Below are 15,379 nucleotides of genomic sequence, written 5' to 3' on the forward strand. Positions count from 1 at the left end.
ATAATATAATTACAGCGAATTACTTTATTCTCTTAATCACCTGCTTTTCTCTTGCTATTGCAAGGCTTTTTTCTGGTACATCTTCCACTATAACACTACCTGCCGCAATTACAGAGTCATCATGAACATTAAGCGGTGCAATGAGTGAGCTATTGGCACCAATAAAGCAATTGCTTCCTATGTTCGTTTTATGTTTCTTTTTCCCATCATAATTACAAACAATAGTACCTGCTCCTATATTACTCCTCTGCCCTACTTTAGCATTTCCTATATAACTTAAGTGTTTTATTCTAGTGTTTTGACCAACTTCACTTGTTTTCACTTCCACAAAATTTCCTATTTTTGCCTTATTACCAATTGTTGTGTTTCCGCGTATTCTGGTAAATGGACCGACCTCAGCATTACTTTTAATTAAGCAGTTTTTTAAATGCGAAAATGGCAGTATTTTCGCACCAGACTCTATTTTCACTCCAGTACCGAAAAAAACATATGGGTAAATAACTGAATCTCTGGCAATTTGCGTATCAAGAGAAAAGAAAACAGTCTCTGGAGCAACAAGCGTTACTCCAGAGTTGGTAAAAAATTTTCTTTTGTTTTCTTGAAAGTAAAATTCAGCTTTTATAAGGTCATTTCTGTTATTTATTCCCGTTGCCTCTTCTCCACCGGTAATAACGTAACCGACATTTAAATTACTCTTCACTGCAATGGAAACTATATCGGTCAAATAATATTCATGAGTTGAGCTATTGCACTCTATTTTCTCCACCAATTCACGTAAATTCTTTGCACATGCAACCATTATTCCAGCATTTGCAAGAAACTCTTCATGATTATTTTTATCACTCTTTGCTTCTACGATTTCTCTTAAGGAACCATTCTCAATAATTAACCTACCGTATTCTTTATTGCTTGTCCTAAAACCTAGGCAAACTAGAGCCTTGCCTTCTAAGCAACTAACCATTTTAGTTATTGTGCTGCTTTTTATGAGTGGGGTATCTCCATACTGCACAATAATTATGCTCGAATCTGGCAATTCTTTCAGGTTTCTCATCGCAGTTTTGACTGCATCTCCCGTGCCAAGTGTTAATTCTTGTGTAATTAACTGTATATCCTTAAAGCACTTTAGTCTTTCAATTAAAGGCAGATCAACTACAACAGCAATATTTTCAGGATTTAACTGTTTTGCATTGTAAATGACATGCTGGAGCATGGAAAAACTGCCTATTTTGTGTAGGACCTTAGGCAAATCTGAATTCATCCGCCTGCCATGCCCTGCAGCAAGTATAACGAACGTATGAGTTTTACTTATCACTTATCTTAAAGATGAAAAATGAAAACCGTAATGATCAAGCCATCTGATTTTGTTGTCATAAAAGCTCCTTAAGTCGCTAATTTGATATTTTAGCATTGCAAGCCTTTCTATACCAATGCCAAACGCAAAACCGCTGTATTTAGTGTGATCTATTCCAACATTTTGAAATACATTTGGATGCGTCATACCGCATCCCAGTACTTCTATCCATTTACTACCTTTATAACTTATGTCCACTTCTGCAGAAGGCTCGGTAAAAGGGAAAAAACTATTACGAAAACGTATCTTCAGCCCTTTATCTCCAAAAAACTTATTAAGGAAGTGATGAATAGTAAATTTTAACTGGCCCATATTGACATTCTCATTGACATATAACCCCTCTATTTGATGGAACATAGGGGTGTGAGTTGCATCAAAGTCGTTTCTGTATACTCTACCAGGAGATACGATTTTAATCGGAAAAGTTTTCGCTTTTTCCATAGTTCTGATCTCCACAGATGAGGTATGAGTGCGCAGCACCATTCTTTTGTCGTTTATTTTATTCTTTAAGTAGAAGGTATCTTGCTCCTCCCGCGCAGGGTGGTGACTTGGAGTATTCAGTGCATCAAATACATGAAATTCATCTTCAATGTCAGGGCCATCAACTGCTTTAAAACCCATATGTGCAAAAATAAGCTTTACTTCATTTAGAACCTTACTGAGTGGATGGACCTTGCCCATTTTTTCTGGTCTAACGGGCAACGTGATATCAACCGCCTCGTTCTGCAATTTAAAGTTAACTTCTTCGGCTTTTAGTGCATTTTCCTTATTCATTATAAGCTGATCTAGCTTATTACGTAAAACGTTGATAACTTCGCCTAAATTGCGCTTTTTTCCTGCGTCTTCTATCTCTTTTAAGTTGTCAAAATAAGCTTTAATTACACCCTTTTTTCCCAAATATGATAGCCTGACTTTTTCTAAATCTTGTAAAGAAGAAGCATTCTCAATTTCAGAGACCGCTTTATCTTCAAGTGAAGGTATTTCATTCAGTAGCTCTTTATTCATCTTAGAAACGCTGGCTTAAACTTTAATTATAGTAAAATCTTGAATAGCATCAACAATCTAAAAACTGTCCCATTTTGATTATTAATTTATTGACCAATTAGTTTTTTTTATTTACCTTTGCGTTGATGAATTTGCTGTATCAACCATGCACAACAGTGACACTGAAACTGATAATAAGTACAAAATAGAGGATTTACCTAAGTTCTTTAAGGAAAGATCCAAAAACATAAGTAAAGCATTTTCTAGCAAAATAATTAAGATCAGTACCATTCGCTCGAGAAGTATTGAAAGTAATATACAAGAATTTTCATTTGAGCTAACAGCAACAGGTAAAGACACCTTTAATACAAGACCATTTCAAATAAAATCTTTAATTGATTTTTTTAAAATCTGCCTTTCTCGGGAAAAAAATTTTACAGTCAACATAAAAGTACCAAAAGAAAGCAGTGAATTATATAATAACTACTGTAAAACTAGTAGTGATAAAACTGTAGAAGAATTCGTAAATAATGCTCCGCCTCAAATCCTTCTGCAAGGAATAACAATCATACTACAAACAAATGTTAAAGACATTAACTTAGATAATTTGCACCAAATAGGGTCATTTTTAAATGAAAGGCTAAAACATGCAGAAAAAACTGAAAATGAGGAACAGAGTCAAGTTACACTACAAGTAAAAGAAGCAGAAAATAAAGACAGACAAGAACAGAGTGAAACTAAGCAAAAAAACGCACAAAATAGACAAATTGTACCATTTACAGGCTCGTTTGGCTTTAACGTAGCAAGCAAAGTAAATTGTAAAGCTCCAGTGGTTACTGCTGCAATAAAAGCTAATATACCAAAATATAGAATCTTCCTTCCCTTATCCAATTTTTTTAATGATGTAATAAGGTTATCCCTTTTAAGAACACCAAAACCTTCTATACAGAGCAACAATATACCATTTGGTGTCATTCCAGCGCTTGACGCTGGAATCCAGAAAAAAAAAGAAAAATGGACCCCAGTGTCAGCTACTTGGATGACAAGTAGTATAGGAAATCCAATACCTCAAGGAGCAGAACAGAATGTAGGTCAAACTACTTCGCACACAGAGTATTTTAAGGCTAACAGAAAAAAGAAGTCAAAAAAGCAGACCAAAGAACTATCAGAGAAAGAAAAACAATTAGCCATAAAACAAGCACAAAATGATGCTAGAGTAGCTATGTTAGATAACCAGATTGAGCGCAGGGGAAAAAACTCGATGAAATATTTATTGAAGTGATGAATGGATACAAAAATCAAGATCCAGAAACATTTCGCAATGTTTTTAACTCAATATTCAATATTGTTTATTTTCAAGATAAACAATTACATGAAATATTGGAGTCAGGTGAGATATCAGAAGTATTAGAAATACTAGAAATACCACAACCAGCTGGCAAGTCTTCTTTTCCAAAAGAGTATTTACATAAGCAAGTATATAAAAAAAAAGAGCAATTGCTCAAATTAGTTTCAGGTGTTTATATACAACAACCTCCTACGCAACATGAAAATACTCCTCATAAATCTACAAACCCTTTACCAATAAATAAATCTAAAGATCCTTCACCAGCAACAAATGAAGCTAAAACTCTACCACCTACTAACATTACACTCAAATCACCGTTAAAAACTGTATTTTCCTCAAAAAAGGCTTATTTTTATCTATTTATAATAGTAGCATCTGCATCAACACTTTGCTTATGGCATTTTCCATTAGGAAAAGTGTCAATGTTAAAAGAATTAGTGCCACCAGAAAAAAGAGAAAATATTGGGTTAGCATTGAACATAGGGTTACCGACATTGATTACATTATGTGTTTTGAGTTTAGCTTACTTTATATATTCTGAATATTCTATAGAATCTGTTAAGCAAGTAAGTGAAAACGATCCCCTTTCTCGCGCCTATAGCTAGTGCAGGCTCAGTTTTCCTACGTCATACCGCTGCGGATAGATCCCGCTAACAAGCCAGCGGGATGACAGCAGTCCTACGTCATACCGTCACGGTATCTCACATAGATCCCACTAGCAAGCAGCGGAATGACGAATTTGTCATTTTTTAAATCGTTGGTAAACCAGAATTACTTTAGCTATAACAAAATAGAAGTAAGTTGTTGTAAAAAAATTTTCATGGTAAAATTATTTATTTTCACCATATGTTTAAAGGAATTATCACGGATATCGGGACTATAACTGATACTACCACTCACTCCAACTCTGATCAAATTTTCCATATCAAAACACAAAATTTACCCTCTATAAACAAAGGAGATTCAATAGCTTGCTCTGGTGTATGTTTAACTGTTGTGAACATACTGAACGATGTATTCACAGTTCAAGTGTCTCAAGAAACTATGAAGGTTGCTAACTTAAATACGTGGAGAATAGGAAAAAAAATAAACCTAGAACAAGCAATGCGGCTAAGCGACAGAATCGATGGCCACTTGGTTCAGGGTCATGTTGATGGGATAGTAAAAATTTTAACAATTGAGCGAAATTTAGATTCTCATGAAATCAAACTATCGTGCCCACAAGAATTAATTAAATTTGTTGCAAAAAAAGGCTCCGTTACACTAGACGGGGTTTCCCTTACAGTGAATTCAGTTATTAATCAGGAATTTATAGTAAATATAATTCCCTATACATGGGAAAATACAACTTTTCAGTACAACAAAATAAATGATTATCTGAATTTAGAAATTGACATGATCGCTAGGTATTTAGATCAATTGATGCAGCATAAATACAATTAATTTTACAACCTTGTTATTTACAACTATTATATCTTGAAAACCATATAGATATAAAATATGCTTTTCGATAGCCTAATTATCTTCATTGTTGTTCTATGCGTAATAATCTCGGTAACTAGAGGTTTTATAAAAGAGCTATGCGCATTGATGTTTCTATTTTTATCAATTTTTCTGACAGCTAATCACTATGATTTTTTCACTCCAAATTATAGTAAATATTTTGATTCTAAAGTTATACTAAACATACTTTCTACAATCTCTGTATTTATTATACTTAATCTTATATTCATGATAATAAACAACTGGCTAATGTACATATTATCACCCATAAGGTTGGGGTTTATCGATAGAGTTACTGGAATCTTTCTCGGAGTGCTTAAAGGAATATTGCTCTCTTATGTATTATTTTTTGCTGTGCACTTATATTGCTACACAGTATATGACAAAAAAGAATATGGCAAAAAAGAGGAACATTCTGAAATAAAAGCAGAAGACATATTGCCTAATTGGATAATAAATTCACACTCTTATCAGGCTTTATTTGTGACAGCAGAAGAAGTAATTGACATGTATGTACCAGAGTCGTTGATACTAAAAATAAAAGAGATCGGTGGAGAAATGGTTGATCAAGAAAAACCCAAAAACAATAAAAAAGAAGAGTAAATATTTATTTATAAATATGTTCATTAGGAGTATTCAAAAAGCCATATGTGTCAGGTTAAGAGCACTCCTCTCTTATAATTCACGTATTTAAGAATGACTTCTGCTAAACCTTTACTAATTCCATGTACGTTTTGAATTTCAGCCAGAGAAGCTTTGCTTATATTTTTCACTGAACCAAAATAAGACATCAACGCCTTTTTCCTTTTGTTGCCAATGCCGGGTATTTTGCTTAATTGTGAAACTATAAACTGTTTATCGCGTTTTTTTCTATGTGAAGTTATCGCAAAACGGTGGGCTTCATTACGCAGCAATTGTAAGTAAAGCATGACTTTGCTGTCATTTGCCAGACTGAATTCTTCCCTGCCTAGCATATAAAATGTTTCATTTCCTGCGTTACGATCAGGACCTTTTGCCATACAAGCAAAAGGAACGTTTATATTCAATACTTCCAGTACATTCTGTACTATGGAAACATGTCCTGGTCCACCATCAATCAGTAAAAAATCAGGTATTATGCCTTTTATATTGCCGGAGAAACGTCTGGTTAGCACTTCCCTCATCATTTTATAGTCATCGCCTGAAAATTTTTCCTTTATAGTAAATTTTCTGTACTCACTTTTTAAAAAACCCTCCTGCCCTGCAACAACCATTACACCAATTTGTTGATTTCCAAATATATGGCTATTGTCATAAACCTCAATACGCTTTGGAATGTTTGGTAACAAGAAGATTTTGCTAAGCTCCTCAAGCTTTTCTAGGTTATTTCTATAATCGATAAGCTTCTGCTCTAAGCTATGCTGAGAGTTATCATAAACAAATTTCAATAAATCACGCTCTTTTTTATTCTTTGCATGCAGAACTTTTACTGGCTTTTGAGCAACCTTATATAGTGCTTGTTCTATAATTTCCTTATCCACAATAGAATCTGGAACGTAAATTTGTATTGGAGGTATGTTAGCTGAATTATAAAAATTGACCAAAAAGGTGGATAAAATTTCATCATTTGAGTGATCACCACAGTTCTCGGCAAAGTAAGGAGTGCTGCCGTAGTTGTCTTTATTTCTGAACGATAACACACTAATACATGCTAGATCCTCTTCACGTACAATACTGAAGAAATCTGCATCTTTTTCAAAAGAAAAATCCGTGTGCTGTATTTGAATTTGCTCAAGAAACTTTACCCGATCTCTATATATAGCAGCAAGCTCATAGTTTTCTTCACTGCTGCACTTTCTCATTGTGAAAAGTAACTGTTCTTTCACTTCCTTATTTCTTCCAAGCAATGTATTTCGTGCCTGTTTTACTGATTGGCAGTAGTCGTCTTTTGTGATTTTGTTTATGCATGGTGCTGAGCAGCGCTTAATTTGATATTCAATACATGGTCTTTTTGTTGAGGAAAAGTATTGATCTGAACATACTCTTAGGAGAAAAGCTTTTTGCAATGACAATATAGTTTGCTTAACAGCAGCGGCAGATGTAAAGGGACCATAATAATGAAACTCATTCTTCTTAAATTTGCCTCTATATTTTGCTATTCTTGGATAATCGTGCTTGGAAATTGTTATATAAGGATAAAATTTTCCATCCTTGAGCACAATATTATAAAGTGGTTTCAATGATTTTATTAACTGTGCTTCAAGAAGCAGTGCTTCGATTTCATTCTCAGTGATGAATATTTCAACCTTAACAACCTGTGAGAGCATAACTCTAATTCGTTCAGAAAGGTTTTCGAATTGAAGGTAGTCAGATAATCTCGATTTCAAGTTTTTTGCTTTACCAATGTATAAAACTTTATCCTTATCTCCAATCATCTTATACACACCACAAGACTGCGGAGATAATTTTATCTGTTCTTTATATTGCTTGAACATTTATCCATTACTTGACTTGTATGAGGTTAAAATCTGCTACTAAATGAAAGACGGAAACTACATTTTCAAGCAAAGATAATCTGTTTCTTCTCAGCTTATCAGAATCACAGTTAATCTTTACACTGTCCATAAACTGATTGATAAACGGAGCAAAACCAGCAAGTTCATCAAGCGCTGCATTAAAGTGGTTATTTTTTATCGCTTGTTTTATGTTTTTACAAGCAGTTATAGCACAATTTGATAGCGCAATTTCTTCATTTTCAATCAAAAATCTCTTACCGTAAGATGCACTATAAGTAGTGCCATCACTTTTCCTTACTTTGCTCATCATGTTACTGACTCTTTTGTAAGTGCTTAGAATCTGTTCACCTTCTGGCGTACTAAGATAACGATCCAATATAACAGTTTGCTTTTCTGCTGTCAGCAGATCATTAATATCGATTTTATATAGTATTGAATCTACGACATCTTGCCTTATATCTCTATTTTTTAAAATAACCTTGAATCTTTCTAAGCAGAATCTAAATACTAGTTCTGAAATTTGTTTTCTATTTGGCTTATCAACTGACGTTGTATTTTCATTAAATAGAAGCCTTGAATATAAAGATACTGACTTATCTATCAATAGCCTAATTGGAATATGCAAATTATTTTCAAGTATTGTTCTAATTATACTAATTGTCATTCTCCGCAAACCAAACTGATCATACGAACCAGAGATTTTCTCACCTGCTGCAATTAAACCAACTAAGCTATCCACTTTGTCTGCAATTGACACAGCAATTGCTGAAGGGGATTTAGGACACTCCTGCTCTGGCCCGATTGGCTTATAGTGTTCAGTTATAGCTTCCACTATTTCTCTATCTTCTTGAAAATAAGAAGCATAATATCCACCCATTACTCCTTGTAATTCTGGAAACTCTCTTACTATCGATGTTGCCAAATCAGCTTTTGCCAAATATGCAGCACGTTCAACTTTTATCAGCGAAGCATGTGGAATAAATATAGCTATATACTTTGACAGAGACGTAATACGCTTCACCTTTTCCCCCACGCTGCCAAGAAAAGCATGAAATAATATCGAACCCAATTTTTTGACATAATGATCCAGATCTTCCTTTTTGTCCTGAGATATCAAAAATTGTGCATCAGCAAGACGTGCTTCTAATATTCTTTCGTGTCCTTTAACAACTTCACCATTGTTGACGTTGACAACAGTGACAAAGTGTGAAATTCTCTTTCCATTACTTAAAGCAAGATATTTTTGCTGCGTATTAATTATACTAAGAATTACTTCCTTCGGTAATCCAAATGACTTTTCTTGATTCACTTCACCAAACAGTACGATTGGCCACTCTATAAGCCCTGTCAATTCATTTAGTAAATAATCATTTTTCTCAAGTTGTAAATTCTGCTCTTTTGTGAATTTATTAATCTGATCTAGTATAAATTGCTTTCTTTTGTCCAGCTGGAGAATTACGCTGTTTTTTTCTAGCAATTCAAAATAGTCTTTAGGTGCTTTAATAGTTAACGTCGCATCACTTGAGAGAAATCGATGGCCATATGTTGTGTTAGATGCTGTGATCCCTGCAAAAGACACAGGTATTATTTCGTCATTTAAAATGCATAAAATGTTTTTAATTGGCCTAACCCACCTTTCTTTTCCTTCGCCCCATCTCATGCTCTTCAACCAAGAAAAGTTTTTGAGCATTTCCTCCAGTTGATTTTTGAGGAATTCTCTGATGTTAAATGAGCAGCTTTCTCTTTTAATGAAGTAAAAATCCTCATTATTTACTTTTCGAACGAGCAAATCTTCTTCATTTTTCTGATATTTTCTTAAAAAACCTTCGATAGCACTTTTTGGTGCGTTAATGTTTGGTCCCTTAACTTCGTTATTGGAATCCTTTAGCTCCAAAGCATTTATGTTGTCAACAAATAGGGTAATGCGACGTGCCGTTACAAAAACCTCCATTGATGTAAATTTTACATTATTTTTGTTAAAAACATTGGCAATACAGCTCTTAACTTGAGTTGCAGCTACATTCTGCATTCTCGATGGTATTTCTTCTGAAAGGCACTCAAATAACAACTGCAACGACATACGCTATTTACTCATGTACAATTCGCAACATTTTTTTGTCAGCTCTCTAACTCTACCAATATGCGCTGTACGTTCATTGATACCAAGCACACCTCTTGCATCAAGCAGATTAAGTAGGTGACTAGTTTTAATACATTGGTCATAAGCTGCAATTGGTAGCTCCTTTTCAATAAGGAACTTACATAATTTTTCCGTATCTTCAAATTGCTGCTGTACCACTTTAGTATCATAATAATCTAACGCTAAATAAGAAAATTCATATTCTCTTTGTTTAAAAATATCTCCGTAAGTTACACCGTTATCGTTCCAAGTTATATCGTAAACATTATCTACACCTTGTATGCACATTGCTAAACGTTCCAACCCATATGCCACCTCACCAGGAATCATCTTGCAGTCAATCCCTCCAACTTGCTGTATATAAGTAAGCTGTGTTACTTCCATTCCATTGCATGTAACTTCCCATCCAAGTCCTGATGCACCAACACTTGGGTTTTCCCAATCATCTTCAACAAACTTAATATCATATTTTTCTGTAGATATGCCAAGAGCTTTTAAGCTATCTAAATAGACGTTTTGTAAATTATTACCAGATGGCTTTATTATAACTTGATATTGGTGATGTTGATACAAGCGATTAGGATTATCACTATAGCGTCCATCTGCTGGCCTAATTACTGGTTGTAGATATGCAATTTTTGTCGGTTTTGTATCAATTGCAGACATAATTGTTGCAGGATGTAATGTACCAGCACCAACTTCAGATGTGTATGGGTGAAGTATAACGCACCCTTCACCAGCCCAAAAATCTTGCAACTCTTTTATTATACTTTGTAAATTCACACAAATTGCACACTTTTTATACTAAATATATAAATAAATAAGTACTATTCAATATTTATTTTTTTTGCAGCACTATGTAAATAATCACCTAAAACTGCTGAACTTTCCCTCACATACTGAATTATGCTTTTATTTAGGACAATTGCATCATGCATAGTTAAATCGCAGAATATAAATGCTGTTAAATACAGTAAAATCACCGCATAAAATGTGTGAAAAATCCCCTCAAATGTAATTGAAATTGCATTATTATAGCTGAGTTGTATTGAACTTATTGGCCATGGTTTTATCACTTCTACGACATTAAAAAATACGTAAGGTATCATAAGAAAAAAGAAAAAGTGCATAAAATCATTAAACCAAAATGGGCATTGAAACATCTGCTTACATATACTCCCATAGAGTTTACTTACAGTATAATAAATTGACATTATTGCTGGCATTGAAAGTGCTACAGTCAATACTTGCCCTGACGCTATTTGTATTACTATTTCTTCACCACTGTTTGCTGAAGGGTCCTGAGCATGAAAAATAAATATTCCAATTAATTGTATTACTAACATAACTATTGCCAATTTTGTAAAAACAGCAGCTACAACTATTCCTGAATTTGGCATTTTATATAGTAAATATTCGCCTCCATATGTAAAAATCAATATAACATCGACAATAAATAATATTAAAAAAGAAGACCAATAGTTCTGCCAACCTGGTAAATATCCTATTCCCAAAAAAGAGCTTACTGTTTTGGCAGGAAAAACCTTACCTAGCATCTTTCCCAAAAATTCAAAAAAAATCCCCATGCTCTAAGTAACACTTGGTTTATATTATTTATAATACTGTATTGTAACGGACTTATCAATAGACTTCTTGCATAGAAAAAAGGCAAATAGTTATTATAGCTCTAAGTTTACCGACAACCGTTCCTCCCTGTCATCCGAGTAGCCTTCTCTTGTATGGTCCCAGAGTGTGATGGTGTGGGTCTATTATAAATATCAAGCAAATAAAAAAAAGGCAAAAGAAACCCCGGTCACTGTTTATTTTCAGTATTGGCGTTTTTTTAAGTCTTAAACACTGCAATTTAGCTGCTTTTAAGTGCAACTAACCTTAGCTTTAATATTTAAGAAATTTACTAAGCAGAAAAAAAGGCAAAAGATATCCCGTGTTAGCTAGTTGTCACTCTCTAATCCTGCAAATCGGCGTTCTATACTGTCTTAAACGCTTTGTAAGCGCGTTTCAGCTTATATGGGTAAAAACCCAGAAAGGTTGTGAAGACATAAGGTGCACATAGTGCAAAAAATTAAAAATAAGACGCCAATCACGTAATACTGTTGTCGTTTAATCTGCACAGATTGAAGATAATAAAATACCTTCAGTTTCATGATATGTATAACAATGTTACAAAAAATAATATCATAGAATTCAATAGGATAATTCCTAGAAAACCCCTACATACTAAAAAAAGCAAAATGCTGTTAAAATGAGCTTAAGAATAAATAGCAAACATCTAACATAACAATTCTATTTGTAAATCAGGTGAGACTTATCCTATAGAAAGCTTTCGAACTACGCAAGCGTATCTTTTGCCTTTAGTATTTCTTTAAACCTGCTGCAAAAGAGTAGGAATGGTTATAAAATAGGGAGGTATAGCAAGAGAATAGAGAGGGAAGATGAGCTTAAACTACCATAATCTAAAAGAACATCCGAGAAATTTTCGAGATGTAACAGGTTTGAAAATAGAAGAATTCGAAAAGGTTGTAGAAAAAGTGCGCCCAGAGTGGGAAAAAGTTCAAGAACAGAAGAAATGCCATGGAAGAACGTCAAGATTGCCTGTATTGGAAGATAAAATACTCTGTATAATTCTATAGATCTGCTGCAAAAGAGGAGATATTTAAAGAGAGATGTAGCAAGAGGGAAGATGAGCTTAAATTATCAAATCAACGTTATTCCACTTTACCTCACTAGCATTTTCCTTACCTTGAACCTTACTATTACTCACAAATATAAACATTCGTTACGTAGTTCTTAATATGTCTACAGAGACGAAATTTCCCGAATTATTTATAATGGACCCTTACGATCACATTCTGGGGACGTACATCAGAAAACTTTTATATTATTAGTTTTGTAGTAAAATTATATGAGTACATCGTATCTATTAAATCAGAAGCTTTATGGATTACAGATTGAGAGCTTATTTGTTTGGGGTTATCTGGTTTATACTTAGCTTACTTAGTAGTGTAGCTAATGATACTATATCAAAATATCTAAGTTTACATCTTCAGAGTTTTGAAATAATTTTTTTCCGCTTTCTGTTTACCACTATTACCCTTGTACCTTTTATGTTTTACTATGGAATAGAAGCTTTTAAAACAAGTCAAATATCTATTCAAATAACTAGAGGAGCACTGTTGTTTTGTGGAATGGTCTTATGGACCTATGGATTGAGTACTTTCCCCATAGTAACTGCAACGATTATAAGTTTTTCTATACCATTATTTGTTATATTTCTTGCAATCCCTTTACTAAACGAAAATATAATTTGGCAAAGATGGATAGTAACTATTATTGGTTTTGTTGGTATTGCTATTACTATCAAAGCTCATAGTGAAGACTTTAATCCTAAAATTCTTATTTTTATTGTATCTGCATTAATCTTTGCTATATTAGACATACTTAATAAGAAACTTGTGATAAAAGAGTCAGTAATAAGTATGTTATTTTATTCAGCTCTAATGACAACTGTTTTTTCTACTCCACCTTTGTTATTTTATTGGCATATGCCTTCCTTGTTGGAATTAGTATTACTGCTGATTTTGGGAATTAATTCAAATCTAATTTTGCTCTTTATGTTAAAAGCTTTTACTCTTACTGATGCTACTGCACTTGCACCTTATAGGTACATAGAGCTAATAATTTCTGCAATAGTAGCATACGTTATATTTAATGAATTACCTGATAAAAGTGCTTTATATGGTACTTTGATATTAATACCATCAACCTTATTTATAGCTTATTCGGAAGGTAAGGCAATTAAGAAAAATAGTGTAACAACAAAAGTTTATAATTGTTAATGGTATTTATTTTAGATGCTAAGCTATATTTTTAAGGTGATAATAAAATGCACATAACTATTATAGGAGTAGGGTATGTAGGATTAGTATCTGGTACAATGTTATCGGAGCAGGGCCATAAAGTTGATTGCATTGACATAAATACTGAGAAGATTGAACTTTTGAAATCAGGGAACATTCCTCTATATGAACCTGGATTAGCAGATTATTTAGAGAATAATATAAAGTCACAAAGGATAAGATTTTTCGATTCGTATTTTCAAATAAATCCCAATACAGAAGTAGTATTTATAACTGTAGATACTCCATCAGACTCCCTAGGAAATGCAAATTTAAAGAATGTATATAATGCAGTAAGTGAAGTTTCTGAGAGAGTTAATCAAGATTGCTTAATAGTGATAAAGTCAACTGTTCCTCCTGGTACTGCAGAAAATATATATAATTATTTATCTAATAAGGGCTATAACTTTGATTTGGGGGTTAATCCAGAGTTTCTCAAGCAAGGCTCTGCAGTATCAGATTTTTTATACCCAGATAGGATAATAATAGGAGTAAAAACTAAGCTAGCTAGGGCAAAACTAGAAGTTATATATAAATCATTTATAGATAAGAATATTCCGTTAATGGTCACTGATACAGTTACTGCTGAAATGATTAAATATGCTTCTAATGCTTTTCTAGCAACAAAGGTTGCTTTTATCAATGAGATGGCAGGTTTATGTGAGCTATTAGGAGCAGACATTGACCTTTTAGCTAACAGTATGGGAATGGACCATAGAATAGGTAAGGAGTTTCTCAAAGCTGGTCCAGGATGGCTTTGTTGCATCGCTAGCTATGATGGATTAAAGATAAAAAAGATGGAGAATATCAGTAGCTTATTATTCTGGTATTTATAACAAGAACGGTCAGTGAATACCTAAATTTGAGTAAAAGAAATTTCACTACCACTCACTAATCCGGCTAAAATTCAAGAATTTCAATGCTTTAGCTATTTTCAATAGAATTAAGTTTATTAATATAAATAATAAATTACTATTCTTAAATTTGATCAGATTGATTGCAAAAAAACAAGATTTTCAATAGGTTGCTTATAATCCTAGCTATAGTTAGCCTTTCATAAGTAGCGATGCAACAAAGCCGTCCAGGATTTGGAGGATCATGTTTTCCTAAAGATTTATCGGCCTTAATAAGGCTTGCTGAAGATCACAATGTCAAGCTACAAATTTTAAATTCAGTTAAGGAATCTAACTATAATCATATAACAAACATTGCTAAAAAGGTAGAATATCTATTAAATGGAGTCCAAAATAAAAAAATAGCAATATGGGGGCTAACTTTTAAGTCTGGTACTGATGATGTAAGAAATAGCCCAGCTATAGATATTGCACAATTGTTAGTGAATAACAAGGCTAAAATCACTGCATATGACCCAATGGGGATGGATAATGCTAGGCAAGTTCTAAAGGATATAGAGTACGCGGACAATGCTATAGGGGCTGCAAGGGACGCGGAAGCCTTGTTATTATTAACAGAGTGGGGGGAATTTAAAAATCAAGATTTTGCAAGTTTAAAGAGTATTATGGCTGCACCTAATGTTTTTGATTTCCGTAATTTATTAGATAGCGAGCTGTTACTAAGATATGGTTACCATGTTTATTCCTTGGGTAAAAAATCTATCTACAAAGTTTAACTGTTGAGAAA

Annotated in this window: 12 protein-coding genes and 1 pseudogene; 7 read left to right on the forward strand and 6 right to left on the reverse strand. The window is 33.4% G+C overall.

Annotated elements, in window-relative coordinates:
* Nucleotides 1–19 precede the first annotated feature (19 nt).
* Nucleotides 20–1,312: a bifunctional UDP-N-acetylglucosamine diphosphorylase/glucosamine-1-phosphate N-acetyltransferase GlmU gene (gene glmU, locus ABWU38_RS05935; protein ID WP_253307320.1), complete on the reverse strand. Its 1,293-nt coding sequence runs from the start codon at nt 1,310–1,312 to the stop codon at nt 20–22.
* The gene (gene pheS, locus ABWU38_RS05940; RefSeq protein WP_265017357.1) at nt 1,313–2,356 is read right to left on the reverse strand and encodes a phenylalanine--tRNA ligase subunit alpha; all 1,044 of its coding nucleotides are present in this window, start codon (nt 2,354–2,356) and stop codon (nt 1,313–1,315) included.
* Between the two features lie 145 nt (nt 2,357–2,501).
* On the opposite strand from pheS, the pseudogene ABWU38_RS05945 reads away from it, so the two are divergent.
* The 3 genes and pseudogenes from ABWU38_RS05945 to ABWU38_RS05955 all read left to right on the forward strand — a co-directional run bounded on the left by ABWU38_RS05945 (nt 2,502) and on the right by ABWU38_RS05955 (nt 5,789).
* Nucleotides 2,502–4,288 (forward strand): annotated as a pseudogene (locus ABWU38_RS05945) (hypothetical protein).
* Nucleotides 4,289–4,529: 241 nt separating this feature from the next.
* On the forward strand, nt 4,530–5,126 hold the full coding sequence (locus ABWU38_RS05950; protein WP_264687809.1) for a riboflavin synthase: 597 nt from the start codon (nt 4,530–4,532) through the stop codon (nt 5,124–5,126).
* A gap of 57 nt (nt 5,127–5,183) precedes the next feature.
* Nucleotides 5,184–5,789 carry a CvpA family protein gene (locus ABWU38_RS05955; protein ID WP_253307316.1) on the forward strand — a complete coding sequence of 202 codons (606 nt, stop codon included), beginning with the start codon at nt 5,184–5,186 and terminating at the stop codon, nt 5,787–5,789.
* 50 nt (nt 5,790–5,839) lie between these two features.
* Here the strand turns inward: ABWU38_RS05955 and uvrC are convergent, their stop codons facing one another.
* Genes uvrC through ABWU38_RS05975 form a run of 4 tightly spaced genes read right to left on the reverse strand, consistent with a single transcriptional unit; the run spans nt 5,840 to nt 11,407 of the window.
* The gene (gene uvrC, locus ABWU38_RS05960; RefSeq protein ID WP_253307315.1) at nt 5,840–7,660 is read right to left on the reverse strand and encodes an excinuclease ABC subunit UvrC; all 1,821 of its coding nucleotides are present in this window, start codon (nt 7,658–7,660) and stop codon (nt 5,840–5,842) included.
* A 7-nt stretch (nt 7,661–7,667) separates the two neighbouring features.
* Complete coding sequence (glyS, locus tag ABWU38_RS05965) at nt 7,668–9,761, reverse strand: glycine--tRNA ligase subunit beta (RefSeq protein WP_253307314.1); 2,094 nt, start codon at nt 9,759–9,761, stop codon at nt 7,668–7,670.
* Between the two features lie 3 nt (nt 9,762–9,764).
* Nucleotides 9,765–10,604, reverse strand: a complete 840-nt coding sequence (locus ABWU38_RS05970; protein ID WP_353272656.1) for a glycine--tRNA ligase subunit alpha — start codon at nt 10,602–10,604, stop codon at nt 9,765–9,767.
* 44 nt (nt 10,605–10,648) lie between these two features.
* Nucleotides 10,649–11,407, reverse strand: coding sequence for a phosphatidylglycerophosphatase (locus ABWU38_RS05975; RefSeq protein WP_253307312.1), 759 nt, complete (start codon nt 11,405–11,407; stop codon nt 10,649–10,651).
* An 867-nt stretch (nt 11,408–12,274) separates the two neighbouring features.
* On the opposite strand from ABWU38_RS05975, the gene ABWU38_RS05980 reads away from it, so the two are divergent.
* From ABWU38_RS05980 to ABWU38_RS05995, 4 genes are all read left to right on the forward strand, one after another.
* Complete coding sequence (locus tag ABWU38_RS05980) at nt 12,275–12,472, forward strand: hypothetical protein (protein WP_155968442.1); 198 nt, start codon at nt 12,275–12,277, stop codon at nt 12,470–12,472.
* Between the two features lie 306 nt (nt 12,473–12,778).
* Complete coding sequence (locus tag ABWU38_RS05985) at nt 12,779–13,678, forward strand: DMT family transporter (protein ID WP_265016739.1); 900 nt, start codon at nt 12,779–12,781, stop codon at nt 13,676–13,678.
* Between the two features lie 47 nt (nt 13,679–13,725).
* Nucleotides 13,726–14,574 carry a UDP-glucose dehydrogenase family protein gene (locus tag ABWU38_RS05990; protein WP_353272657.1) on the forward strand — a complete coding sequence of 283 codons (849 nt, stop codon included), beginning with the start codon at nt 13,726–13,728 and terminating at the stop codon, nt 14,572–14,574.
* A gap of 230 nt (nt 14,575–14,804) precedes the next feature.
* A complete protein-coding gene (locus ABWU38_RS05995; protein WP_353272658.1) occupies nt 14,805–15,368 on the forward strand; it encodes a UDP binding domain-containing protein in 564 nt (187 codons plus the stop codon).
* The last annotated feature ends 11 nt before the right edge of the window (nt 15,369–15,379 follow it).

Source organism: Wolbachia endosymbiont (group A) of Urophora cardui, assembly GCF_964028435.1.
Lineage (GTDB): Bacteria > Pseudomonadota > Alphaproteobacteria > Rickettsiales > Anaplasmataceae > Wolbachia.

What these genes read in the sequence shown, in the direction of transcription:
- pheS (WP_265017357.1), bottom strand. Translation starts at nt 2,356, where the DNA reads ATGAATAAAGAGCTACTGAATGAAATACCTTCACTTGAAGATAAAGCG.
- ABWU38_RS05950 (WP_264687809.1), top strand. Translation starts at nt 4,530, where the DNA reads ATGTTTAAAGGAATTATCACGGATATCGGGACTATAACTGATACTACC.
- ABWU38_RS05955 (WP_253307316.1), top strand. Translation starts at nt 5,184, where the DNA reads ATGCTTTTCGATAGCCTAATTATCTTCATTGTTGTTCTATGCGTAATA.
- uvrC (WP_253307315.1), bottom strand. Translation starts at nt 7,660, where the DNA reads ATGTTCAAGCAATATAAAGAACAGATAAAATTATCTCCGCAGTCTTGT.
- glyS (WP_253307314.1), bottom strand. Translation starts at nt 9,761, where the DNA reads ATGTCGTTGCAGTTGTTATTTGAGTGCCTTTCAGAAGAAATACCATCG.
- ABWU38_RS05975 (WP_253307312.1), bottom strand. Translation starts at nt 11,407, where the DNA reads ATGGGGATTTTTTTTGAATTTTTGGGAAAGATGCTAGGTAAGGTTTTT.
- ABWU38_RS05980 (WP_155968442.1), top strand. Translation starts at nt 12,275, where the DNA reads ATGAGCTTAAACTACCATAATCTAAAAGAACATCCGAGAAATTTTCGA.
- ABWU38_RS05985 (WP_265016739.1), top strand. Translation starts at nt 12,779, where the DNA reads ATGGATTACAGATTGAGAGCTTATTTGTTTGGGGTTATCTGGTTTATA.
- ABWU38_RS05990 (WP_353272657.1), top strand. Translation starts at nt 13,726, where the DNA reads ATGCACATAACTATTATAGGAGTAGGGTATGTAGGATTAGTATCTGGT.
- ABWU38_RS05995 (WP_353272658.1), top strand. Translation starts at nt 14,805, where the DNA reads ATGCAACAAAGCCGTCCAGGATTTGGAGGATCATGTTTTCCTAAAGAT.